Genomic DNA, 24,942 nt, shown 5'->3' with positions numbered 1-24,942 from the left:
TCTACTTACTTACACGCTTATTAGCGGTACGGAATAATAACCACGCCACTACTACAAATGCTATAAGAGAAACAATTGGGCCAAAAATAATCTCTTCAGGCAGCGTTAAGCCAGCTGTTACTGCGAGTGCAATAATGACACCTGTAAGGGCCTCCCCGGCAATATAACCGGATGCAAGTAAAACTCCCCGTTCATTTTTCTCTTTGAATTCTCCTTCTGTTTTGGTACGACGTTTGATAATTCCTTTAAGTATACCACCTATCATAATTGGCGCTGTCAGCGTAATCGGCAAGTATAGCCCTACTGCAAACGGCAGGGATCCTATACCGAACAATTCAACCATTGCAGCCGCAGCCATCCCAATAAAAATTAAGTTCCAAGGTAGATCACCACTCATAATGCCTTCTACAACCATCGACATGAGTACCGCTTGTGGAGCAGGTAAATCAGCTGATCCAAAGCCATATGCATTATCTAACAAGACTAAAATAAAGCCAATAATGATACTTGTAATAAGTACACCATATAACTGAGCTATTTGCTGCCATTTTGGTGTTGCCCCGACAATATAACCTGTTTTTAAATCTTGCGAAGTATCTCCTGCAATTGCTGCTGCGATACAGACAACAGATCCAATGATAATGGCCGTAACCATTCCATTTTCACCTGTTTGACCAACACCAACCAGGACAATAGATATAAGAATGAGAGCCGCTATCGCCATTCCTGAAACTGGATTTGAGGAGCTTCCTACAATACCTACAATCCGTGAAGAAACGGTTACAAAGAAAAATCCAAATATGAATAGTAAAATAGCACCTATTATCCCTATTTCAATATTAGGAAAGAACATTAAAGTAGCGATAAATGCAATTGTTAATAGGACAATAAATAACATAGAAATATCTTTATCTGTTCTTAATTCTTCTGCATTACCGGTGTTTTTAAATCCTTTCAGGGCTCCAGTGAATGACGACCAAATGGTTGGTAATGTTTTTACGAGTCCAATTATCCCTCCAAATGCTACAGCACCCGCACCAATATAACGTAAATAACTTCCCCATATATCATGGTAATTCATTTCACTGATGGGTACTTCCCCCGGATATATGACAGTATTAGCAAACTCGCCAAAATAACTGATTAATGGAATAATACCAATCCAGCCAAGTACTGCACCAGCAAACATAATACCAGCAATACGCGGTCCAATAATGAAACCAACACCCAAGAGTGCGGGCAGGGTATCCATACCTATCATTGCATTTTTAAATTTATAAATTTCCCATTCTACGGTAGATGGGAATGCTTTTACGGCATCTGTTAAAAATTTGAACAGAGCGCCAATTCCTAGCCCACTAAAAACTAATTTTGCACCTTTGCCTCCTTCTTCTCCAGCAACCAACACTTCTGCGCAAGCAGTCCCTTCCGGATACGGTAACGTGTTATGTTCCTTTACAATGAGTGCACGACGTAATGGTATCATTAAAACAACCCCTAAAATACCACCAGCAAGTGCAATAATTGCAATGGTTGTTAAGCTCGGCTGCAGTTGCCAAATGAACAATGCCGGCAAGGTAAAAATAATTCCTGCTGCTAATGATTCTCCTGTCGAAGTTATCGTCTGCACGACATTATTTTCCAAGATTGAAGTCCGTTTCATGATAACTCGTAAGACTGCCATAGAAATAACAGCTGCAGGTATGGATGCAGATACAGTCATCCCTACGATAAGTCCCAGGTACGCATTAGCCGCACCAAAAACAACCGCTAAAATTGCCCCAACAATCATGGCCGTTACTGTAAATTCAGGACGTTTTTCAGAAGCTGGAATATATGGCTTAAATTCTGGCTTCGCTTCTTTTTTTGACACAAGAAACACCTTCCCCATTTTTTGATATCGTAATGTTATGAATATTTTGATTAATAGTGATAAAAACATAACATCTAACTATATTATGTTAACATATTTTAGTGAATTTAAGAATGGGGAATTTTTTCAAAGTTTCTTTTTCTCTAATAAATTGTTTTTAAATATTAAAAAGAAGCATTCCTTCATTGGACCAGGTATGCCTCCTTTAATTTAAAGTAAGTTTATTAATGTAAAAAATGATTGTTCATCACGTTCATCCAATGCTTTATCAATCAATCTCTTTATGTTTAACCGCTCAAGTTCTGCAATAATAATCTCATTTGTCTCATCATTTTGTTCCTGTATATCCGTATAGTAGGGTTTAGCAATATCATAGACGTGAATCAAAAAATCCGGGAGATAAATTAACTCATTCATTGTTATATAAATAACATCATTACCCTTTTGAAATGCGAATTGATCTTCGATGTTTTCAATTTTTCTGGTCTTTCGATTAATTTTAATTTCCTTCGACCTGATGGGAATAAACTGATACTCTTCTCCATTAATAAAAATTGTAAAATACCGATAGCCTAAAATTAAACGAACATAATCTGTATCAGACTTAATGTAATAAGGTTTAAACTTTTTTACCGAAACCATTGATCGCACCTCCGGGGCTTATATCTTTGTTCTATATGTATACCCGCTATAATGAAACATAAACATAGAAAATATTTTTATGTTCGTACTCAATACATGAAAAAGAAGCACTCTTCTAAAATGAAGAAATGCTTCTTTATATATGACTATTATAATTATAATAACTTTACTAAGGCATCGAAGTCCTCTTTATTTTCCTCATCCAAAGCTTTATCAATTAAACGCTTTAAATTTAAATATTCTAGCTCAGAAATAATCATGGCAACGCTTTCATTTTGTGAATCGTTTTTATGTTCAATTCGCGGTTGAATATAATATGCTTTCGTAAGCGCATGTATTTGTACTAGAAAGTCCGGGAGGGAAATTAATTTGGTCATCGTAATATATCGAACATCTTTACCTTTTTGGAAAGCAAACCTTGCTTCTGTATTTTCAATTCTTTGCGTACGTCGATTGATTCGTATTTCTTTTGCTTCCAGTGGTACAAACTGATAAACTTGATCTTCTATTAATACGGCAAAATATTGATAAGCTAGCACCACACGGACATAATCACTATCCGCTTTTATATAATATGGCTGTAACCTTTTAACACTTACCATTCCACCCACCTCCTAATAATGTCGTACTCATAATATTCTGTAAATTTATTTTACAATAATTTTCTCAAAAAAACAAGTAAATGAAGTGCAATTATTCTGTTATGGACTGAATCATTGTAAAGGTGAACCAGTCCATAACGTTCTGCTTACTTCACCTGATTTAAAATAAAGGTTGTAATAGAATGAACATCATGATTTGTAAACTCAAATTGAACTTCCATTTTTTCCACATACTCTCCCGCTTTTTTTAGATTGCTCATTCCTTTTTTCAGATATGATTTATAATTTAGAGTAATATGTTGAATTTCCTCTTCATACTTTTCATCCGTTCCAGGTGTAACCGTTTCTTCATAGAGATCAATAATCTCATCTTCTTTTCTTTCTGGCATGAATTCATGCGGATCTGTACTATCAAATATGCAAAAGTCAAGTTCCCGAATAAGAACCATATCGATGCTGTTTGGATCAAAACTACAATGGTATAATTCAATATCAAAACCATAGCTTCGACATGCACGCATAACTTTTTTCATAAAGTGAGATTTGCCAGTTCCGGCTCGACCTTTCAAATAATATCGTCTCTTTAATGGCTGAATCAGCTCTGAAACAATGTTCACTATACCATCAGCTGTATTTGTTCCAAAAAGACGGTGGCATGTGTTGGATGTGCGGGTTTGTTTTGAAACATGTTGTAATAAATGTTGAATGAATTGGTCTGCAGCCTTATCCGCTTTTTTAAAATCCATTTCACGAATATATATATTTTCTAGGTCATCATGGATGGTTAAACCTGTTTTAAAGTTATTGTAGGCTTTATGTGTATATTCCTGATAGGATGATAAGTAATCTGAGACATCTGGCTTTACGGAATGGTTTAAAAATAATTCTAAATCAATTTCAATTGCTCCGCTTAATTCTGAAGAAGCAATGTTATCAATAATAAAAGCAATTGACTTCTTGCGAATAATGACCCCATCTAAATAGTTATCACTCAGTGCACTACAAAGAATTTCAAGCTTGTAATTGGAGTCTAAGCGACGAATGACCTCCTTTATAATAGCTGTTTTTAATTTATTTGATGGATGTTTTAAGATGAATACGTGATTAAAATTTCTAACGTTTGTCGGCAGGAAGTTTACAAACCCTTCTGCAGTATTCCCAGTAACATAGTACTTTTCGTTCGACAATGGGACACACCCTTTATCAATTTATTCTTATATTATTTTATGTATAATGAGTGAAGGTGGTGAATTATGCCTAATTCATTCTTTTTTTATATCCTCTTTAGGATTACTTTCACACAAAAAAAGCATCCTAAAAGAAAGCAGTCGTCAAATCTTCTACTATGATTTGACGACCATTTTATTTATTCAGTCTCTTTTGTCAGTTCTTCTCGCTCTTGTGTTGTAAATATTCTTGATCTGGTCAAAAAGCGTTTTCCTTCAGGCCCTTCTAATGAAAACATTCCGCCGCGCCCTTCAACCGCATCAATGACTAATTGCGTGTGTTTCCAATATTCATACTGATCTTTTGATATATAAAAAGGGGTATTTCCTATTTCACCAAGTAGCATATCTGCATCTCCAATTCGAAATTCCCCGCGGGGATAACACATCGGTGAACTTCCATCACAGCATCCCCCGGATTGATGAAACATCAGATCGCCGTGAATTTCTTTTAGTGTGTTTATAAGTGTCAGAGCTTCTTCTGTCGCTGTAACACGTTCAACCATTTTTCACACCCTTTCTATCTAACTAGCTTGTTTCATTAGAACAAACCTGTCGGCTCTTCACTATAATTTATTAATAGATTTTTCGTTTGCTGATAATGATCAAGCATCATTAAATGATTTTCTCTTCCAATACCTGATTTTTTATAACCACCAAACGCTGCATGCGCAGGATATTGATGATAACAATTCGTCCATACGCGCCCTGCCTGAATACCACGTCCGAAACGGTAAGCAGTATTTATGTTGCGCGTCCATATCCCTGCTCCTAAACCATATAACGTATCATTAGCAACTTCCATTGCTTCGGCATCATCTTTAAATGATGTTACAGATAAAACCGGTCCAAAAATTTCTTCCTGGAAAACACGCATTTTATTATTACCTGCAAAAATTGTCGGCTCAATATAATAACCTGTCTCTAGTTCACCGTTTAGTTTGTTTATTCCACCGCCTACAAGCACTTCAGCACCTTCTTGTTTACCAATATCAAGATATGACTTTATTTTTTCCATCTGCTCTGCTGAGGCTTGTGCACCCATCATTGTCTCCGTATCCAACGGATGACCCACTTGAATTTGTTTCACTCTTTCTACTGCCCGCTCCATAAATCGCTCATAAATCGATTCATGTACAAGCGCTCGGGAAGGACATGTACAAACTTCTCCTTGATTTAAAGCAAACATAACCATTCCCTCAATTGCTTTATCTAAAAACGCGTCATCTTTATCCATCACATCTTCAAAGAAAATGTTTGGAGATTTTCCACCAAGTTCCAATGTTACAGGGATAATATTTTCAGAAGCATATTGCATAATCAATCGGCCTGTTGTTGTCTCCCCAGTGAATGCCACTTTAGAAATACCACTATTGGATGCTAAAGGTTTTCCTGCCTCTACTCCAAAACCATTAATGATATTTAAAACACCTGGTGGCAATAAGTCATGAATTAATTCCAGCAGTACATGAATGGATGCCGGTGTCTGCTCAGCCGGTTTTAAAACAACACAATTTCCTGTAGCCAGTGCAGGCGCTAATTTCCACGTCGCCATTAATATAGGGAAATTCCAAGGGATTATTTGCCCCACTACTCCTAAAGGTTCATGAAAGTGATATGCAACCGTATCATTATCAATTTGGCTGATTCCGCCTTCCTGGGCTCGGATTACACTGGCAAAATAACGAAAATGGTCCACCGCTAATGGTAAATCTGCTGCCAATGTTTCTCGTACCGCTTTTCCATTATCCCAAGTCTCTGCAACTGCAAGCATTTCCAAATTATCTTCCATGCGGTCAGCAATTTTATTTAAAATATTTGCACGTTCTGCAACGGAAGTTTTTGCCCAATTATCGTGTGCAGCATGACCAGCATCTACGGCAGCTTGCACATCTTCTTTCGTTGATCTAGCAATCTCACAAAATACTTTCCCAGTTACAGGACTTATATTTTCAAAATACTTTCCACTGGACGGAGGTTGATATTCCCCGTTAATAAAATTGTCATACCGATCCCTAAAGTTCACAACAGCTCCGTCTGTATTTGGACTTGAATACCTCATAAAAATATATCCCTCCCATGTTTTGTAAACGCTATCATTTTCCGATGTAAAACTAGCTGAAAATTCTAATTATATTATACCACCATCTTCCCGACACTTAAACATATTTGCTCTCAAAAAACATCCGAAAATGGATGGCTATACCATCCATTTTCGGATAATGTGAGTGCAAATTCTATATTTATTGACGAATGATGTAAACATACAATTCATCTAAATAAAAAAATGCCTTTAAACTGACATTTAACATACTTTGGAAGGGACTTCCCTTTATTTTAATTCTGGTAAAACCCTTATTTCCTGCTTCATAGAAGAGTGGCAAAGCGGGCATTCAGGCTCTGAATCGAAACAGTATGATTCTCTCATCCAACCTTGACATTCATCATTCGTACAAGCCCATACTTTGGTATCTACTTCTGCAACAGGCTCTTTTGGACCGCGTGAAAAAGACATGGTAACATCCCCTTTCATGGTAACTCCCTCTATTATACTCCTTTACGTGCAACAATGAAAGGGGCTGACAACTTCCTCTTAAAGCGCAAATCGCTTAATTGCTTTAGCAACTCCATCTTGATCATTGGTATCTGTCACATAAGCAGCTGCTTTTTTAATAGCTTCTTGTGCATTTCCCATTGCAACCCCAATACCTGCTTGCTGAATCATTTTTATATCATTCAAACTATCGCCAGCTGCTAATACATTATCCATCGTAATCCCAATCTCCTGGGTTATCCTCTCTAGTGCGGTCGCTTTGTTCACTCCAAGTGGGTTTACTTCAATATTTGTCGGTAAGGAATTGGTTAATTCTAATGCATCATAGTAAGAGAAAGCTTCAATTACTTTATCGAGCTTTCTTTTATCCATAGCATCACAACCAAATTTCAACCATTCATGTGCATAGAAATCCTCTGGACGTTCCCCGTTGTAATATACTTTTTCGGTGGATACGATCCAAGTATTCAAACCATAAAAGCTGGCAAGTCCCCACATTTTTTCCATCATAGCCGGATCTAGTAAATGACGTTCAATTAATTTTTTATTTACAGTCCAAATTTCTCCCCCATTAGCAGTAACTAAATAGGAAGTAAGGTTGAGTGACTCAGCAAATGGATAACAGTTACCAAACCATCTGCCTGTACTTAATACAACGTGAATGTTTTGTTCTAATGCATTTGCAATGGCTTCCCGAGTAACTGTTGTGATTTCACCATCACTCGTTAATAATGTCCCATCCATATCAAGTGCAATCAGCTTAATCGCTTGTTTCTTATCCGTCATGCAGTAATCTCCTCATTTCAGTAAAATATTAATTCATTCGCTATTTGCAAAACAGAGATGCACCGTTAACTGTAATTGCGATCACAAATAACCAGACTTATTTCGGTATGTTTCGTCTCTTTTTCTCTTGTCTATCATCCATTTGCTAATGATTGTACATTTCCATTCCACTAGCAATAAAGCTATTGTCGTATTTTATTCTTTTATATGTAAGAATAGAACATGGCTAGTTCATACAAAAATCTCTCCCTTTTGACTGCCCTTTTCTGCGCTTCATCCACTGAGACAGAATGAAATGTTATTTCTCCTTGAGGTATAAGTTGTGCCAATTTTTCCAGATCTGTTGAAACAACAGTTCCAATTCTTGGATATCCCCCAGTAGTTTGCCGTTCTGCCATTAAAATAATCGGCTGTCCGTTAGGGGGAACCTGAATACCCCCAGGAGGAACTGCGTCAGACCATATGTCAATGTCTTTTTTTAATCCGATCTTTTCAGACTTTAACCGATATCCCATTCGGTTGGAATTTGCTTCGACAATATGCTTTGTATGAAAAAAATTTTCTATTCCTTTTTTTGTAAATGCATCCGTGTGGGGTCCTTTAACTACCGCTACATCAATGCTCTTTTTATAGACCGGGATAAAGTCCTTCTTTACACCTACACTAGATTTTACTTTTTGCGGGAAACCTTTTAACGTATCATTTTTAGTTAGTGCTGTACCAAATCCGCTTTTCATGTCTGTTGACTTGCTTCCAAAGAAAGCTGGAGCTTCAAAGCCGCCAGCTACAGCAATATAGGCTCTCACACCTGATTTATGACTGTCAAAGGTGAGGATATCCCCCTTTTTCAAGTGAAAGGAAGTCCACATTTCCTTGTTTTGTCCATTTACTTTAGGCTCTAAATCAGCCCCCGTAATCGCAACTGTAATGGGAGAACGAACTTCAAGCTTTGGTCCAACTAACGTTACTTCTAAACAAGCTGTATTACGTTTATTTCCAACCAGGATATTTGCAACTTGAAGAGCGAAAGGATCCATCGCTCCGGAAACTGGAACACCGTAACGCTGATAGCCAATACGCCCCATATCTTGAAAGGTGGTGTAAACCCCAGGCTTGAGAACATGAAAAATAATTTCCCCCCGCATATAGACACTCCTTTTTTGCATGGTGAACTACAACTTCGATCACTGCAATTCTCTATTTATTCAGCGATGCTATACTTATTTGTGCTTTTTCCAATTCTTCACGCATTTGTTTTGCAAAGGTTACTGCATGCATGCCATCTCCGTGGATGCAAACTGTATCTGCTTTTATTTTTACAAAATCACCGTTCATTGCTTCTACAACACCATCTGACACCATTCGTTTTACTTGCGCCACAGCATCATTGACATTTTTTATCAATGCATTTTCTTCTCTCCTTGGTGTCAACGTTCCATCAGGTTGATACGTACGATCTGCAAAAACTTCTGAAGCAACACGTAACCCTATTTTACGACCAGCATCAAGAAGCTCTCCTCCTGCCAACCCAAATAATACTAATTTTGGATTTAAATCGAACACTGCTTGAGCAATCGCTTTAGCCACTCCCCGGTTTTTACTGGCTTTATTGTATAATGCACCATGCGGTTTCACATGCTGCATGGTTACCCGATGAACTTTGCAAAATGCCTGTAATCCACCAATTTGGTGAGCAATCACATGATAAATTTCCTCAGGTGTAAAATCAATCATGCGCCTGCCAAAACCTCCGATATCCGGAAATCCCGGGTGTGCACCAACTGCTACGTTTTTCTTTTTTGCCAATTTCACTGTCTTATTCATTACATTTGGATCGCCCGCATGTCCGCCACAGGCAATATTGGCAGATGTGATATATTCCATTATTTTTTCATCCGAACCTATCGTATAAGCCCCAAAGCTTTCACCCATGTCACAATTTAAATCAATTTGTTTGAACATACGCACTCCCCTCGCATCGTATATTTAGGCATTGATTTTCTGCCTATTTATTCTGATTCATTTTAGAAGTATGACAATCACATATCTAAATTTTTTATCATGCATCATCCCTTACCGATGTAACATTTAAATGAAATGTTTCATCTTTTATTTGCTGCTGTATACTGTAAAATTCACTTTCAGACACCGAATAAAAGCGAACATAATCCCCTGCTTGGAATAAAAACGAATGCTTATCTTGGCGCTTTTGAAATAATTGCAGAGGTGTCTTACCGATAATATTCCAGCCCCCTGGTGAGGAAGATGGATAAATACCTGTTTGCTCTTTTGCAATTCCAACTGCACCAGCAAAAGTAGCCGGGCGCGGTGTTTCCAGACGAGGCGTTGCAATAGCTGGATCTAATCCGCCTAAATAAGGAAATCCTGGTAAAAAACCAAGCATATAAACAAGATAGTTTGGCTTTTGATGTAAATCGATAACATCATCGATAGAGCAATGATTATATGCCGCCACTCGGTTCAAATCAGGCCCAAAATTTCCCCCGTAACATACAGGTACGAAAAGTAATCTGGAGTTCACTCTACTCGTATTCATTTTGCATTCCATTAATTCGGTTATTTTTTGACGTAACTGATCATAGAAAATAACAAGCGGTGAGTAATAGATCGTAACCGAATCATATGCAGGAACCCATTCGATCACACCATCAATCTGCGCAAGTTCCAACTTATGGCAAACTAACTGAATCGCTTTGTTCAATTCAGGAGAAACGTTTTCAAAAAATTTCATTTTAATCGCTGTATCTCCAAGTGCTTGTATGGAAAACTGCTGCAATGAATATCCCCCCTGATAAATACCTCTTCATTAAATCATAGCACAATTTCATTTACATATAAGAATAATTTGAATGAAAGCGTATTCGACATATCATGAAATCTCCTGTAAAATTACTCTATGGCTATTATTATAAATAACTTTTATATTTTGTTGTAGTAGGGGGTTAAAAAATTGATTACGACCTGGAACTGGTTATGGGATAAGCATGACCAAGTAAAAGATTTGCTGCGTTTTTTTGTGAAACCAAATACGTCTAAAATGGGAACAGATAGAGGGAAGGCTAGCACTTCCGAGCACACTGCCAGGAACGGTGGGAACAACAATAAGCGCAGCTATAACACTGCTCAATGGATTGGATTGATAGCGGGGCCATTATTTTTCTTCTTAACTTTGACGTACTTCTCTCCTGAAAGTTTATCAGAAGAAGGTTTAGCAGTTTTGGCAAGCACGATATGGATTGCTATCTGGTGGATGACCGAAGCAATCCCGATCCCAGCTACTTCCCTGTTGCCTATTATTCTATTTCCATTAACAAATGGACTAGATATGGAAACGACTACATCCGCTTATGGTGATGACACCATCTTTTTATTTATGGGTGGTTTCATGATTGCATTAGCTATGGAAAAATGGAATCTGCATAAACGGATTGCTCTATCAATTATTTCGATCATTGGTACAAACACCAATCGAATTATTCTTGGATTTATGGTAGCAACTGGATTTTTATCTATGTGGATTTCCAACACCGCAACAGCGATGATGATGGTACCAATTGGTTTAGCAATTATTTATCAAGTGTCCGATGCACTCAAAGATGATTCTTCCATTGATACATCAAAGGAAAATTTTGGGTTTGGAAAAGCATTAATGCTAGGTATTGCCTATTCGGCTTCCATTGGTGGAATCTCCACTCTCATTGGAACTCCGCCAAACGCATTACTTGCCGGAGCAGTTGAAAAACTATATGGAATTGAAATTTCCTTTGGAACGTGGATGCTTTTTGGTGTGCCAATTGCCTGGCTATTTATCTTACTTGTTTGGATCTATCTCATAAAGATTGCTTTCCCATTGAAATTAAAGCAGCTTCCTGGGGGCAGAACCGTTATTATGGAAGAGAAAAAAGGTTTGGGTAAAGCTTCTTTTGAAGAAAAAGCTGTTTTTGTTGTATTTATTTTTGCAGCCTTCGCATGGATCTCACGTACGTTCTTTTTGGAAGAAGTGATTAATGAAAATATTAACGATGCGATGATTGCCATGATAGCTGCTATCATTTTATTTATTATTCCTGCTAAAAATAGAAAAGGTGATCATTTACTAGATTGGGAATCAGCCGTAAAACTCCCATGGGGAATTCTGCTCCTGTTTGGCGGAGGCTTGGCGATTGCAGACGGATTTGTTGATTCAGGATTGTCCGAATGGATAGGAAGTCAATTAAGTGCACTTGAAGGGATTAATTTGTTTGTCGTATTACTTGTTGTATCCGGTCTTGTTATTTTCTTAACGGAAATAACATCCAACACAGCTACTGGTTCCATGATGTATCCGATTATGGCCTCACTAGCGATGGCAATAGGTGTGCATCCATATACGGTCATGATTGCTGCAGCGGTCGCTGCATCCAGTGCATTCATGCTTCCGGTTGCAACACCGCCAAATGCTGTCGTTTTTGGTTCTGGATACTTACGAATTCCAGACATGGTAAAAGCAGGGTTTATATTAAATATTGTTGGCATTTTCCTTGTTACACTAGCTGTTTACTTCTTGCTTCCGCTTGTTTGGGGCATTGACCTGACTCATGTTCCAGAGATGTTTAAAGAATAACTTTACCTAAAAAAAGTCTGCTAGATTTGACGGTTCGTTATGATAGAAACCGTTCAATCCTAGCAGACTTTCTTTTTTAAAAAATTTTCAATACAATTATCTAGCTTGCTTACGTTCCAGTTTCCTTGACATGATTGTCACAAAGCTAAGATAAATAATCGGTAATATCCCTGTAAACCAAACAATCCCTCTCCAACCAGCGAAGCTCCAAATTGGACTCAGAACGGAGCTTCCTGATGCCACCCCAACATAATAAGCAACAAGGTACAGACTCGATGCACTTCCTTTATGATGTGTAACCTGATCACTGACAGATGCAGCGGTTAACGAATGCGTTGTAAAAAACCCCAGGCAAGCAACACATAAACCTAACACGATCATCCAAACGGTTGAAGCAAGTGTCATAAATACGCCCAGAGAAAGTACAATAATACCAGCTATTCTTACCTTCCTTAAGCCGAAAAAATTGACAATCCATCCTGCAAATGGAGAACCAATAACTCCTAATCCATAAGCAAAAAATGTATACGAAATGGCTTGTAGTGACAGACCAAATGGCGGTTTTTCCAAATAAAAAGGAAGATACGTCCAGATTCCTGTAAAAGAAAACTGCAAAACGATACCCAATCCAAATATAAGTAATAATGCCGGGTTTTTCAAATGGATTAAAAATCCTTCTATATCTTTTGTAAATGGAACAGCCGAGGATTCAAAAAATCGGGATTTTGGCAAGATAACGAAAACCATTATTAAAATAATCAGTCCAAGAATACCTAAAAAGTAAAAAGCACTTTCCCATGAATAATGATCGGTAATATATCCTGTTAACACACGCCCAAGCATCCCGCCAAGAGCATTGCTTGAAATGTAAAGTGCAGTCGCTACTCCTATACTCTTTCTATCCATCTCTTCGTTAAGATACGCTAATGCTGCAGCAGGAAGCCCTGCCAGTGCAAAGCCCTGCATCAGGCGAAGGAGAAGAAATATTAAGAAGGATTCCGTTACAGGAAGGAGAAGAAAAGGAAAAACAGACCCTGCTAAGGAAAGTTTAATAAATAATGTTCTCCCGTAACGATCTGAAAGAAATCCAAGAACGACAAGTCCGATAATCAGACCTAAAATTGTCAAAGATAATGCTAAACTTGACTCAGAAACCGAGACCCCAAACTCCTTCACAAACACGGGAAGTAATGGCTGAACAGCATACATGCAAGCGAAAATAAAGAAAGATGCCAATGCTAAACACACTGTTATTTTCCAAAAATAAAAATCTCGAATGGTATATCTTTGTTGTTGCATATAAGTCACTTCCAATAAAATCAATATATCTACAAATATATCATACCTATAATGTTTAATGGAAAAAATCTAGTATATTCGCAATCTAAAACGTTTATAAACAATATCCATATACATAATAAAATTTTATGATAATTCAAATTCACACTGTGGAATTGATTTAAGGACACTCCCATGGTTAAATGTAAAGTAATCAACCAAGTTAAATTTCAGATCAGAAATGATAGCGTTTACAAAAAACAAATAAAGGAGAATCGATCATATGGCAAAACGTGAAGAATTAAAGAAAACGTTAAAGCCTCATTGGGTTTGGGCAATCGCTTTTGGCTCAGCAATCGGCTGGGGTGTATTTGTTTTACCGGTTGATTGGATGGCAATGGCTGGACCATTAGGTGTGATTATTGGATTCTTAATTGGTGCTATCTTGATGATTATTATCGGTGTCAGCTATGGATTTCTTGTTGAGAAACTTCCGGTTTCCGGCGGTGAATTTGCTTATGCTTACTATGGATTAGGCAGATATCATGCATTTTTATGCGGCTGGTTTCTAACACTTGGATATATATCGATTGTTGCTCTTAATGCATCGGCACTGGCACTGCTTGGAAAATTTGTTTTACCTTCTGTTATTGAACGAGGCTTTATGTACAATATTGCCGGCTGGGAAGTTTATGCTGGCGAAATTGTTACTGCTTGTATTGCATTAATCTTATTTGCCTTCATAAACATACGCGGATCAGACTTGTCTGGTTTCTCTCAATTTATATTTTGTATCGCACTCCTAGCTGGTTTAATTTTATTAACGATAGGAATGATTTTACATCCATCAAGTTCATTTACACATTTACAACCCGCTTTCCACCCTGGGGTAGGTGCGATTTCGTCTATTGTAGCCATTGTTGCTATTTCGCCATGGGCATATATCGGCTTCGACAATATTCCACAAGCCGCTGAAGAATTTAATTTTTCTCCCAAAAAATCATTTAAATTAATTGTTCTTGCATTGCTTTGTGCGGGATTTGCCTACTCCATTGCAATCATAGCTACTGGAGTTGGACAGCCATGGACAGCAGCAGTTGAAGCTGGGTCTGTATGGGGGACAGGTGCCATTGTTCAAAACACATATGGCGTTTGGGGGGTTACGTTGCTTTCCTTTGCTTTAATCATGGGGATCTTTACAGGGTTAAACGGCTTTTATGTCTCAACAAGCCGCTTATTATTTGCAATGGGAAGAGCTAAAATACTTCCAAAAGCATTTGGAAAATTACACCCCAAATACAAAACACCGCATATTGGAATTTTATTCACATTAGCCTTTACGTTGTTTGCACCATTTTTTGGACGTGAAGCATTATTATGGGTTGTTGATATGTCTGCACTTGGTGTGACAATCGCCTACTTTTACGCTTGCTTTGTTGCTTATCGATTATTTACATGGTCAGAAGACGCGACTAAAAATGCAGAAAAAGTCTTGATCGTTGCTCCTGGTCGCAAAATTTTCTCTCTCCTCGGGACTATCACCAGTATTGCTTTCTTTCTTCTACTAGTTGTTCCCGGATCTCCCGGATTCCTTGGGGCTCCATCATGGATAGCATTACTTATCTGGATAAGTCTTGGAGCACTTTTCTTCATTATTCGATTTAAAAAATACAGCAAAATTTCTAAAGCAGACATGGACCACTATATTTTAGGGGATTATAATGTTCCAAAAGAGTCACCAACTACCAAACCTGAATCGGTGGCATTCCCACAAATTCCAGGCGGAGCTAATACGAAAATATATAATGAACTTTGATGCGATATATGCGATATACAAAAGATGCTGGCTCATCAAGCGATAAGCCAGTCTTTTGTAAAAAATCATCTCTAACTAGAACTATCATAAGCATTCATCTATTGTTTCTTTTTCCATAGTCATATTCGGTTGCATCAACTGGTTCCCAGTCATCATTTGGGGAATAGAATCGTAATAAGTCACCATATAAAACATTATCAGATAACTCTAGCTCGTGATAGACCTTTTTCTTTGTTTCTTCCATTTTTTTTGTTATATCGGTTATTTCTTTTTTCGTTTCATGATCATAAAACACACCATTTATATGACTGTATTTTTCAGTCATAAAGTCACCATTACGAAAGGAAACAAAATCTTTATGCTCTTCTGACAACAAGTCAGTACCGAATTGGATATAGTCCTGTGCATCAATCCCCATTATATGCAACAAAGTTGGCATTACGTCCATTTGCCCGCTGTATTCATGATTGATTGCCTCGCCCTCAACCCCTGGAACACGTATCATAAAAGGAACGCGTTGCAATTCAGCATTTTTTAATGGGGTAATTTCTTCTCCAATAATTTCTTTCATCGCCTGATTATGATTATCAGATATCCCATAATGATCTCCATAAATCATAATAATACTATCTTCATATAGTCCCGCTTCTTTTAACTCATTAAAAAATTGCTCCAATGCTTCATCCATGTACCTAGCAGTTTGAAAATATCGATCCACGGAGCCGTCACCTGTTTCTGCAGGATCAATCGTTGCATCCTCATCATCGATTAAAAACGGATGGTGATGTGTCAATGTAATCATGTGAGCATAAAATGGCTCCTTTAGAGACTTAAGCATTGGCATCGATTCTTCGAAAAAAGGTTTATCTTTTAGACCATAATTAATGACTTGATCATCACTCATATGATAATAACTGGAATCAAAGAAATGCTCGATCCCCATTTCTTTATATATTTCCTCCCGGTTCCAAAATGTTCGATCATCACCATGGAAGACAGCACTTGTATAACCTCGTCGTTGATCGAGAATGGCTGGTAAGGATTGAAACGTATTATTTCCTTTTGTAACGAAAGCAGCGCCTTGGGGTAATCCGAATAATGAATTATCCATAATCAATTCCGCATCAGCAGTTTTCCCTTGCTCTGTCTGATGGAAAAAGTTATCAAAATACGTAAAGTTCTTATTATTTTCATCTGCTAACGAGTTTAAGAAAGGTGTTACTTCTTCACCATGTAATTTATAATCAATCAAAAATGACTGGAAGGACTCCAAATGTATTTTGATGATATTTTTGCCTTTGCCTCTCCCAAAGTAAACTTCATTCGGTTTGGCATACTTATTCTTTGTATAATTCGCAACTGTAGTGATATCATTGCTATCTGCTAGAACCCGTTGTGTCGTCGATTTTAAGCTTTGCATGGCATCATAGATCATAAAGTTGTAAGTACCTAAATATTTCACGATATAACTGCGGTCAAATGTACGTTTCAGCAACTGAGGTCGATCTAATTCTGCTAAACCTAAGTTAATGACAAATGCAACCACACCAGCAAATAAAATGAACAGGGTTTTACGTACAGGCAGGCTTTCCGAAGGCCAATATGCCTTTGTTTTGTTGAATAAAATAATTAAGAAAATAACATCAGCTGCAAATACAACATCATAAAAAGCAACTAGATCCATAATGCTTCCGCCTAAACTTCCAAAATTACTTGTTTGGGTAAGTGTTGGTAGTGTAATAAAATCACTGTTAAAACGATGATAAACAACATTCGCATATAAGACGAAGCTTAATATCGCATCTATAATTATCATAAATAATCCAGCCTTTTTTCCTTTTATAAATAGCATAATTCCTATAAAAAGGATCGCTGAACTTAGTGGATTAAAAAACAGTAAAAACGATTGAAGAATATTCGAAACAGTTAGTTTAAACTCGAGCATATAAACGATAAACGTTTTGATCCATAGGAGGATAACAGCTGCCCAAAAGAAGCCTAATTTACTGGATAGACATTGTTTCATGCTTCCACCTCAAAATAAATAATAACAGAAAGGGATATTTTTTCCTATCGAACAAAGCTACTAAATGTAAATCTACTTAACTTATCATATATACGCAAAAAAGCTTCATCAATGTCTTGAAATTGTCTTTTAAATACCTTTTATAAAACGAATACCCTAATATATGCATATAAAATCTAAAAAGTGACTTTAAGTAATCATAGCTTCCATTTAAAAAAGTCCCTTTATCAGCGTTAACTAATAAAGGGACTTGCCTCATTTCTTATTTTCCCCAGACATCGTGGTCTAAATGTTTGTATTTATCTAAAAACCGCGTTGGCATTTTTAGTGCATCTTTTCTAAATGGCGGTGCAAGCTGCGTACCATCTACAAAGATGTTAAGGACTGCTGGCTTGCGCTTTTTAAGAACTTCTTCGATAACAGAAGCTATGTCCTCCGGTTTGTCGATTGTATATCCAAGTGCTCCCATCGACTTAGCGACTTCTGCAAAATCTGGTGCTTCAATATCTGAACCGATGAATCGATTGTCATAATAATCAACTTGGTTTTTCTTCTCGGCTGCCCATGATTTATTATTAAATACACAGGCTATAACCGGAATGTCTTGTTCGATTGCTGTACTTACTTCATGCAGACTCATGCCCCATGCGCCGTCACCTATAATAGCTGCGACTGGAGAATTTGGCTCTGCCAGCTGTGCCCCTAAAGCAGCAGGGTATGCAAACCCAGTATTTCCAAATGTTAATGCTGCAATATGGCGTTTCGTCTGGTTGAATTTTAAATAAGCATTTGCTGTTGATGAAACATTTCCAATATCAGTGGAAATAATCGCATTTTCTGGTAACGCCTTTGTTAGCTCCAGTAATGCTCGGCGTGGATTAATTGGATTTCCATCCTTCATTGCTAAATCAACTAACTCTTTTTCCCAGTCTTCTTTCCTTTTACTGATCTTTTCCAGGCAAGCACGATTCTCCTGTGGTGATGGCAGCAGAGCTTGCAATTGATGATACATTTCATCACTTGTAGATTTAGCGTCACCAATAATTCCAACTTCAACTGGATGTGTTCTTGCGATATGACGCGGATTAATATCAACTTGAATGATCTTTGCATTTTTAGGGAAATAATCAATATCATAACATGGCAGGGTTCCAAAAACAGACAGGCGGGTTCCAATTGCTAAGACAACATCTGCTTCCTTCAATGTATACATGGCTGCTTTAGACCCCATGTAACCAATTGGCCCAACTGCCAGAGGATGATCCGCTGGAAAAGCATCATTATGCATATAAGATACAGCCACTGGTGCAGATAAATGTTCTGCTATATTTTTAACAGCGTCAACCCCGTCCGCATCTACTGCTCCTCGTCCGGAAATAATAACAGGATTCTTTGCTCCTTTTAATAATTCAACAGCTTGCTTAATTGATGCAGGGTCACCACTTCCTCTAGAATCAACACGATATTGATGCGGCTCTAGTATTTGATCTTCCAGTTCGCCGTAAAATAAATCACGCGGGATATCATACAGCACAGGGCCACGTTCCGCATAAGCAATTCGGAAGGCCGTTCTTAAACAGTCTGCAACCCTGCTTTTATGTGTAACACGGACCGTTTCTTTCGTAATCGCATCAAAAATTGAGACTTGATCAGCTTCCTGGAAACCATCCCACCCAATTGTAGGTGTTCCTGCAGATGGGGAAATCACAACCATCGGTGTATGTGCTTGATTTGCAGCAGCAACCGAAGTGACCATATTTGTAATTCCCGGTCCATTCTGTCCAATAACAACCCCTGCAACTCCTGAAACTCTTGTATACGCATCTGCCATATGTGCGGCGCTTTGTTCATGCCGAACCGGTAAGAACCTGATTCCAGCAGTCGGGAATAGATCCAACATATCCATAAATGCGGAACCAACAATCCCATAAACTTCTTTCACATTTTCTGCTACCAATGTTTCTACAATAGCTTCACTCGGCGTCATTTTCACCTTTTGATTTGTTGCTTTTCTTATTTCTGCCTGTTGTTTTACCATCCATCATACCTCCTAAAAATCTAATGTTAACAATCTATCATCATCAACAATTGCTTGCTGGAAGATGAATAAGTGTATTTTTCATTTTTTCGCGTTTAAGTTTTTTCAACTCTTCAACAAATACATCTGCCGTTGATTTTAAAACTTGGTCTTTTCGAACAGCGATATAAAAATATCTATTAAACGTTACATTTTTTATGGTGTATGCTTTAAGTAATTGAAGCTTTTGCTCTTTTTTGATGGCATGATTAGAAATAATAGAGACCCCTAACCCAGCTTCTACCGCTGATTTAATCGCTTCCGTACTTCCTAATTCCATTACGATATTCAAATCATTGATCGAAATTCCGGCATCTTTTAAGTGATTCATAAGAACAGACCGTGTACCAGACCCTTTTTCTCTCATAATGAGCGGGGTGCTTTTTAATAAATCATGGGAAATTCTTATCTCATCTTGAGAAAAATAATCCGGAGCAGCAATTAAAAGCAGTTCATCTTCCCAAAATGGCTCAAATATCATCTTCGGATCTTCAATTGGTGTCTCCACCAAACCAACATCAATCAATTGATCTTTCATATGTTCCACAATATTATTGGAATTTGTAATATCTACACTCATATTTATTAAAGGATACATTTCCTTTAGTCTTTTTAAGAATTCAGGCAAAATATACTCACCAATAGTAAGGCTGCACCCAATACTTAAATCCCCGTACATGAACTCTTCTATTTTTAATACTTCTTTTTTTGCTACATCATTTAAATGAACAATCTCTTTTGCGTATTTTAATAAAATGGATGCAGATTGTGTCATTTCTACTTTTTTTGTTGTGCGTTCAAATAGTTTCGTATCCAACTCTTCCTCCAACGCCTTCACTTGTGCTGTAATGGTGGGTTGTGTAACAAATAAAATTTTGGCCGCTTCAGAAAAGCTTTTCCTCTCTGCAACTGCTATAAATGTTTTTAACCGTTCATAATTCATCTACATGACCATCCTCTTTGATCTACCAATTTTATGTGATGATAAAGTTTCCATTTATAGACTGTGAATGACAGATGTAACCGTATTTACTACAAAATCTAAATCTTCTTCTGTGCTTGAAAGTGGTGGAGCAATGATAATCACATTATTTTTTCCCGGAACGGTATCCCCATTTTTACCAATGATTAGTCCTCTTTTTTTGCATCCTCCCAGAACTTTTCCTATCGTTGCATCATCAAGCGGTGTTTTAAATTTTTTATCTGTCACCATTTCCAATCCAATTAAAAACCCTACTTGACGTACCTTACCTACATTTTCGTGTTCCTCCAATTGTTTAAACTTACTAAGTTTCGATTTACCTAACCGATCGACACGGTCAATAATTTTTTCCTTTTCAATGATTTCAATATTTTTTAAAGCGACTGCACATGCTGCCGGATGTCCGCCGTAAGTGGATACATGACGGAAATGGTTATCCTTTCCCTGTTCTTTAAACACATCATAGATTTCAGATTTTACCGCCGTTGCACCTAATGGCAAATACCCACTCGTTAGTCCTTTCGCCATTGTAACGATATCAGGCTGCACTCCTTCAGCATGCATGAATCCAAACATTTTGCCCGTTCTGCCATATCCAGATACCACTTCGTCCATAATGAGTAGTACATTATATTTTTTACAAATTTCAGCGACACGTTGAATATACTTCATCGATGGGATAAGAACACCACCGCCAGAGATAAATGGTTCCATGATGAATGCTGAAACTGTTTCTTCTCCTTCCCAATTAATCATTTCTTCAACTAATTGCGCTGCTTTTAGGTCTGTTTCTTCCGGAGATCCATTAAAAATAGAACGGTAACTGTACGGTGGATAGACATGTAAAAATCCTGGTGCACTAGGATATTTCACGCGGCGATTTGCTTGCGCTGTTGCACTTAAGGCACCTAGTGTTGAACCATGGTAGGCGCGATACCGTGAAATTATTTTATATTTTCCTGGATTTCCAGTTTGAATATGGTATTGCTTAGCAATCTTAAATGCAGTTTCATTCGCTTCTGAACCACTATTTGAAAAAAACGTTTGATAATCTGCGCCTAATAATTCACTAATTTTCCCCGCTAATTTCACAGCTGGCTGGTGACTCATTGTTAACGGAAAATAAGAAAGACTTTTCATCTGTTCAGCTGCAGCATCTATAATTTCTTGCCGGCCATGCCCTAAATTCAAGCACCATAATCCAGAAACACCATCTAAATATTTATTTCCTTTTTCATCCACAAACCATGATCCTTCTCCTGATGCGGCTATTGTATTCTTTCCTTTTGGATCGTATCGATGCATTGCGTTCCATAACTTATCTTGAGATACTGCACTCCCTACTTCTCTTTCAGTCTTCATCATTCAATCCCCCATTTCATTTATTAAGTACCCCCATAAATTTTCTCAGGTAAAGCTTAAGTAATAGAAACTGGTTTCATTCGAATCGAAGACAACAAATTCCCATAGAGGAAATCGCTTTCATTTACTTTTGCGATAATTCATGAGGCTTACTAACATTAAAACTGCAGTACAGCTGAAACTCATGTTATCTACTTTTTTATTTCTCAAGAAATTTTAAAATAAATGAAAATCACTCCGATCCATCTTTGAATAATAACTATTACAATTCGATTGAAATGAAGATCCTTAAATACATCATGATGTCCGTACCAGTTACGTTGTAATAGATTACATTTAGTATAATGGATAACTGGGTGAATTTTCAATATTTTTATTAAATTCAGTTATTTATTTATTAAATAATGATGATAAGATATATTAATAAGTCAATAATTAGCCAAATTTGCGGGATAGATTAAGTTCAAACGCATACATATCGCTACGATAAAATGCTTCTTCCATCTCGATAATATCATTTTTTTGATCCTTAATAATCCTTTCAGCAATAAGCACATGATTTTGTGGGCTAATTTCCAAATAACCTTTATCTTCATTTAATAACGGGCCACTTTTTATTGTTTGGTTTGCCTCAGCAAATTGGATGCCAAGTTCATTTTCCACTAAATCATATAACGTAGCATTGTCCAAATCATATTGTATAAGTTCTTTCCCTATTTCAACCGGATAATAATGACGCTCAACTCCAATTGGTATATCATCCGCGTAACGAACTCTTTTTATAAAGTACGCTTCTTCAAATCCGGTGCGTTCCCTAATATAGGTGCTCGGTACTGTTCGATAATGCGTTACAAGCTTAGCCCCAGGTCTCATTCCCATTTGCCGGATGGTCTCCGTTGTACTGCTTAAATTACCAAGCCAATCATGGATTGGTTTTAATGAGACAAACGTCCCTTTTCCATGTCTTTTTTCAAGAATTCCCTCTTGCACTAACAGACTGATCGCTGCCCGAACTGTACTACGACTTACATCATATTTTTCCATAAATTTGCGTTCACTTGGAATTTGGCCTGAAAAGACTCCTTTCGTTACACCTTCCTCAATAACATCTTTTAACTGTACATGTAGTGGAATGGAACTATTTTGATCTAGTGACATTGCTCTCACTCTTTCTTAACGTCAATGATAATTTTTTAGCTTATTTCTTGAATGATCGAATAGCCCCGAATAATGGAAAACATCCATTATTCGGGGCTTTATCTTTATATCCTTATTCTTTGTCAAAGTAGTCTGTTATTGCTCCTTTTGAGGAACAAGACACATTATGCGCATATTTACCCAGCACACCTTTTTTCATTAGCGGTGGTGCAGTCCAATTTTTTCTGCGACGTTCTATTTCTTCTTCGGAGATATCCATAGAAATGAGAAGCTCGTCCGCATCAATGGTTACCATATCGCCCTCCTTAAGGAATGCGATTGGTCCACCTGTCTGCGCTTCTGGCGCGATATGACCTACAACAAGTCCATGCGTACCGCCGGAGAATCGGCCATCCGTTAATAGTGCTACCTTTTCTCCGAGTCCTTTCCCTACTAAAATAGCAGAAATAGATAACATTTCCGGCATTCCCGGTCCGCCTTTAGGCCCTTCATAACGTATAACGAGCACATCGCCCTCTTTGATTTCATTATTAATTACCGCCTCCGTTGCTTCTTCTTCGGTGTTAAATACACGCGCTGGTCCTGTGTGCTTTGTAACTTTCAACCCGGAAACTTTTGCAACTGCACCGCTTGGAGCCAAATTTCCCTTTAAAACAACTAACGGGCCATTTTTTCGAAATGCTTTGTCAAATGGTAATATAATCTCTTGACCTTCTTCTAAAGAAGGAGCTTCCTTCGCATTTTCAGCAACTGTTTTTCCTGTAACAGTCAAACAATCACCATGCAGGTAACCTGCTTCATAAAGTAATTTCATTACTGCAGGGATACCGCCGATGCGATGTAAATCTTCCATTACATATTTACCGCTTGGTTTTAAGTCAGCTATATGTGGTACATTTTCTCTTATTCTATTAAAATCATCAAGAGACAGATCTACACCGATGGATTGTGCCATCGCAAGTAAATGTAATGTAGCATTAGTCGATCCGCCAAGTGCCATTACTACAGTAATTGCATTTTCAAATGCTTCTTTTGTCATAATATCTTTCGGGTAAATTCCTTTTTCAAGCAATGTGTATACTGCTTTACCAGCCTCTTCACAGTCTTTTGCTTTATCTTTAGATTCAGCAGGGTGTGATGAACTACCAGGCATACTCATCCCCATTGCTTCAACGGCAGAAGCCATCGTATTTGCGGTGTACATTCCTCCGCAAGAACCTGCTCCAGGACAAGCATGACATTCGATATTACGGAGTTGTTCATCACCAATATCACCATTATTATGCTTTCCTACTCCTTCAAAAACAGATACAATGTCCAGTTTCTCGCCATTTGAAAACCCTGGAGATATTGTTCCGCCATATACAAAAACAGCAGGAACTTCTGCTCGGGCAATCGCAATCAAACACCCTGGAATATTTTTATCACATCCGCCAATTGCTACAAATCCATCTAAATTTTCCGCTCCTACAACGGTTTCGATGGAGTCTGCGATAACATCTCTGCTTGGCAAGGAGTAGCGCATTCCTTCCGTTCCCATTGATATCCCGTCTGAAACTGTAATCGTATTAAAGATGAGTGGTACACCACCGGCTTCTCGTGCTCCTTTTTTAGCACTTTCAGCTAAACCATTTATATGTATATTACATGGTGTCACTTCACTCCATGTACTCGCTATACCAACCATCGGCTTTTTAAAGTCTTCATCGTTCACGCCTACTGCACGCAACATGGCACGATTGGGTGCTCTTTTTGGGTCGTCACTAAACACTTTACTTTTGATGCGTAAGTCTTTTTCCATCTGTATTCCCACCCTATATTTTTCTTTTTATAAAAGTTTACTTTTTTCTATTATAACGATTCTTTTAAAAAGTGCAATAATTTTGTTTATAATTGCTGGAATATGGCAAACTATCCCTTTTAATCAAAGCTACAT

20 protein-coding genes are annotated in these 24,942 nt (G+C 37.6%); 2 read left to right on the top strand and 18 right to left on the bottom strand.

Going from position 1 to position 24,942, the window contains the following annotated elements:
- Window position 1: 1 nt before the first annotated feature.
- The 11 genes from J2Z81_RS03600 to pxpB all read right to left on the bottom strand — a co-directional run bounded on the left by J2Z81_RS03600 (window position 2) and on the right by pxpB (window position 10,480).
- Entirely contained in the window at window positions 2-1,873 is a 1,872-nt protein-coding gene (locus J2Z81_RS03600) for an OPT family oligopeptide transporter (protein ID WP_029266258.1), read from the bottom strand.
- Between the two features lie 210 nt (window positions 1,874-2,083).
- Window positions 2,084-2,515 (bottom strand): IDEAL domain-containing protein, encoded by a 432-nt coding sequence (locus tag J2Z81_RS03595; protein ID WP_029266260.1) that lies wholly within the window; start codon window positions 2,513-2,515, stop codon window positions 2,084-2,086.
- Window positions 2,516-2,670: 155 nt separating this feature from the next.
- Window positions 2,671-3,117, bottom strand: a complete 447-nt coding sequence (locus J2Z81_RS03590) for a hypothetical protein (RefSeq protein WP_029266262.1) — start codon at window positions 3,115-3,117, stop codon at window positions 2,671-2,673.
- Between the two features lie 146 nt (window positions 3,118-3,263).
- Window positions 3,264-4,304, bottom strand: a complete 1,041-nt coding sequence (locus tag J2Z81_RS03585; protein ID WP_029266264.1) for a hypothetical protein — start codon at window positions 4,302-4,304, stop codon at window positions 3,264-3,266.
- A gap of 179 nt (window positions 4,305-4,483) precedes the next feature.
- Entirely contained in the window at window positions 4,484-4,849 is a 366-nt protein-coding gene (locus J2Z81_RS03580; protein ID WP_226370736.1) for a DUF779 domain-containing protein, read from the bottom strand.
- Between the two features lie 35 nt (window positions 4,850-4,884).
- Entirely contained in the window at window positions 4,885-6,405 is a 1,521-nt protein-coding gene (gene exaC, locus J2Z81_RS03575) for an acetaldehyde dehydrogenase ExaC (protein ID WP_226370735.1), read from the bottom strand.
- A 270-nt stretch (window positions 6,406-6,675) separates the two neighbouring features.
- Window positions 6,676-6,876: a cold-shock protein gene (locus J2Z81_RS03570; RefSeq protein ID WP_390337360.1), complete on the bottom strand. Its 201-nt coding sequence runs from the start codon at window positions 6,874-6,876 to the stop codon at window positions 6,676-6,678.
- A 60-nt stretch (window positions 6,877-6,936) separates the two neighbouring features.
- A complete protein-coding gene (locus tag J2Z81_RS03565) occupies window positions 6,937-7,683 on the bottom strand; it encodes a Cof-type HAD-IIB family hydrolase (RefSeq protein WP_029266272.1) in 747 nt (248 codons plus the stop codon).
- 203 nt (window positions 7,684-7,886) lie between these two features.
- Entirely contained in the window at window positions 7,887-8,828 is a 942-nt protein-coding gene (locus J2Z81_RS03560; RefSeq protein ID WP_226370734.1) for a 5-oxoprolinase subunit C family protein, read from the bottom strand.
- Between the two features lie 52 nt (window positions 8,829-8,880).
- Window positions 8,881-9,645, bottom strand: coding sequence for a 5-oxoprolinase subunit PxpA (locus J2Z81_RS03555; RefSeq protein WP_226370733.1), 765 nt, complete (start codon window positions 9,643-9,645; stop codon window positions 8,881-8,883).
- Window positions 9,646-9,742: 97 nt separating this feature from the next.
- Window positions 9,743-10,480, bottom strand: a complete 738-nt coding sequence (pxpB, locus tag J2Z81_RS03550; protein WP_029266278.1) for a 5-oxoprolinase subunit PxpB — start codon at window positions 10,478-10,480, stop codon at window positions 9,743-9,745.
- A gap of 174 nt (window positions 10,481-10,654) precedes the next feature.
- On the opposite strand from pxpB, the gene J2Z81_RS03545 reads away from it, so the two are divergent.
- Entirely contained in the window at window positions 10,655-12,307 is a 1,653-nt protein-coding gene (locus J2Z81_RS03545; RefSeq protein ID WP_226981213.1) for an SLC13 family permease, read from the top strand.
- A 96-nt stretch (window positions 12,308-12,403) separates the two neighbouring features.
- Here the strand turns inward: J2Z81_RS03545 and J2Z81_RS03540 are convergent, their stop codons facing one another.
- Entirely contained in the window at window positions 12,404-13,606 is a 1,203-nt protein-coding gene (locus J2Z81_RS03540) for an MFS transporter (protein ID WP_029266283.1), read from the bottom strand.
- 262 nt (window positions 13,607-13,868) lie between these two features.
- Here J2Z81_RS03540 and J2Z81_RS03535 point away from each other — a divergent pair, with 262 nt between their 5' ends.
- Window positions 13,869-15,401, top strand: coding sequence for an APC family permease (locus tag J2Z81_RS03535; RefSeq protein WP_051681352.1), 1,533 nt, complete (start codon window positions 13,869-13,871; stop codon window positions 15,399-15,401).
- Window positions 15,402-15,495: 94 nt separating this feature from the next.
- Here the strand turns inward: J2Z81_RS03535 and J2Z81_RS03530 are convergent, their stop codons facing one another.
- The 6 genes from J2Z81_RS03530 to ilvD all read right to left on the bottom strand — a co-directional run bounded on the left by J2Z81_RS03530 (window position 15,496) and on the right by ilvD (window position 24,807).
- Window positions 15,496-17,427, bottom strand: a complete 1,932-nt coding sequence (locus J2Z81_RS03530; RefSeq protein WP_226370732.1) for an LTA synthase family protein — start codon at window positions 17,425-17,427, stop codon at window positions 15,496-15,498.
- Between the two features lie 262 nt (window positions 17,428-17,689).
- Window positions 17,690-19,465 (bottom strand): sulfoacetaldehyde acetyltransferase, encoded by a 1,776-nt coding sequence (xsc, locus tag J2Z81_RS03525; RefSeq protein ID WP_226370731.1) that lies wholly within the window; start codon window positions 19,463-19,465, stop codon window positions 17,690-17,692.
- Window positions 19,466-19,508: 43 nt separating this feature from the next.
- Entirely contained in the window at window positions 19,509-20,447 is a 939-nt protein-coding gene (locus J2Z81_RS03520) for a selenium metabolism-associated LysR family transcriptional regulator (RefSeq protein ID WP_226370730.1), read from the bottom strand.
- Between the two features lie 54 nt (window positions 20,448-20,501).
- The gene (locus J2Z81_RS03515) at window positions 20,502-21,848 is read right to left on the bottom strand and encodes an aminotransferase (RefSeq protein ID WP_226370729.1); all 1,347 of its coding nucleotides are present in this window, start codon (window positions 21,846-21,848) and stop codon (window positions 20,502-20,504) included.
- A gap of 435 nt (window positions 21,849-22,283) precedes the next feature.
- The gene (locus J2Z81_RS03510; protein ID WP_226370728.1) at window positions 22,284-23,006 is read right to left on the bottom strand and encodes a GntR family transcriptional regulator; all 723 of its coding nucleotides are present in this window, start codon (window positions 23,004-23,006) and stop codon (window positions 22,284-22,286) included.
- A 112-nt stretch (window positions 23,007-23,118) separates the two neighbouring features.
- The gene (ilvD, locus tag J2Z81_RS03505) at window positions 23,119-24,807 is read right to left on the bottom strand and encodes a dihydroxy-acid dehydratase (RefSeq protein WP_226370727.1); all 1,689 of its coding nucleotides are present in this window, start codon (window positions 24,805-24,807) and stop codon (window positions 23,119-23,121) included.
- Between the last annotated feature and the right edge of the window lie 135 nt (window positions 24,808-24,942).

Origin of the sequence: Virgibacillus alimentarius (assembly GCF_017874635.1) — a bacterium.
Lineage (GTDB): Bacteria > Bacillota > Bacilli > Bacillales > Amphibacillaceae > Virgibacillus_B > Virgibacillus_B alimentarius.
Note: the sequence above shows the minus strand (reverse complement) of the source record. Positions and strands in the feature narration are given on the sequence as shown.

Bases quoted from the DNA above. Each gene is read 5' to 3' on its own strand.
- J2Z81_RS03595 (WP_029266260.1), bottom strand. From the start codon at position 2,515: ATGGTTTCGGTAAAAAAGTTTAAACCTTATTACATTAAGTCTGATACA.
- exaC (WP_226370735.1), bottom strand. From the start codon at position 6,405: ATGAGGTATTCAAGTCCAAATACAGACGGAGCTGTTGTGAACTTTAGG.
- J2Z81_RS03515 (WP_226370729.1), bottom strand. From the start codon at position 21,848: ATGAAGACTGAAAGAGAAGTAGGGAGTGCAGTATCTCAAGATAAGTTA.
- ilvD (WP_226370727.1), bottom strand. From the start codon at position 24,807: ATGGAAAAAGACTTACGCATCAAAAGTAAAGTGTTTAGTGACGACCCA.
- J2Z81_RS03570 (WP_390337360.1), bottom strand. From the start codon at position 6,876: ATGAAAGGGGATGTTACCATGTCTTTTTCACGCGGTCCAAAAGAGCCT.
- xsc (WP_226370731.1), bottom strand. From the start codon at position 19,465: ATGGTAAAACAACAGGCAGAAATAAGAAAAGCAACAAATCAAAAGGTG.
- J2Z81_RS03580 (WP_226370736.1), bottom strand. From the start codon at position 4,849: ATGGTTGAACGTGTTACAGCGACAGAAGAAGCTCTGACACTTATAAAC.
- J2Z81_RS03535 (WP_051681352.1), top strand. From the start codon at position 13,869: ATGGCAAAACGTGAAGAATTAAAGAAAACGTTAAAGCCTCATTGGGTT.
- J2Z81_RS03560 (WP_226370734.1), bottom strand. From the start codon at position 8,828: ATGCGGGGGGAAATTATTTTTCATGTTCTCAAGCCTGGGGTTTACACC.
- J2Z81_RS03520 (WP_226370730.1), bottom strand. From the start codon at position 20,447: ATGAATTATGAACGGTTAAAAACATTTATAGCAGTTGCAGAGAGGAAA.
- J2Z81_RS03590 (WP_029266262.1), bottom strand. From the start codon at position 3,117: ATGGTAAGTGTTAAAAGGTTACAGCCATATTATATAAAAGCGGATAGT.
- J2Z81_RS03510 (WP_226370728.1), bottom strand. From the start codon at position 23,006: ATGTCACTAGATCAAAATAGTTCCATTCCACTACATGTACAGTTAAAA.
- J2Z81_RS03565 (WP_029266272.1), bottom strand. From the start codon at position 7,683: ATGACGGATAAGAAACAAGCGATTAAGCTGATTGCACTTGATATGGAT.
- J2Z81_RS03530 (WP_226370732.1), bottom strand. From the start codon at position 17,427: ATGAAACAATGTCTATCCAGTAAATTAGGCTTCTTTTGGGCAGCTGTT.
- J2Z81_RS03555 (WP_226370733.1), bottom strand. From the start codon at position 9,645: ATGTTCAAACAAATTGATTTAAATTGTGACATGGGTGAAAGCTTTGGG.
- J2Z81_RS03540 (WP_029266283.1), bottom strand. From the start codon at position 13,606: ATGCAACAACAAAGATATACCATTCGAGATTTTTATTTTTGGAAAATA.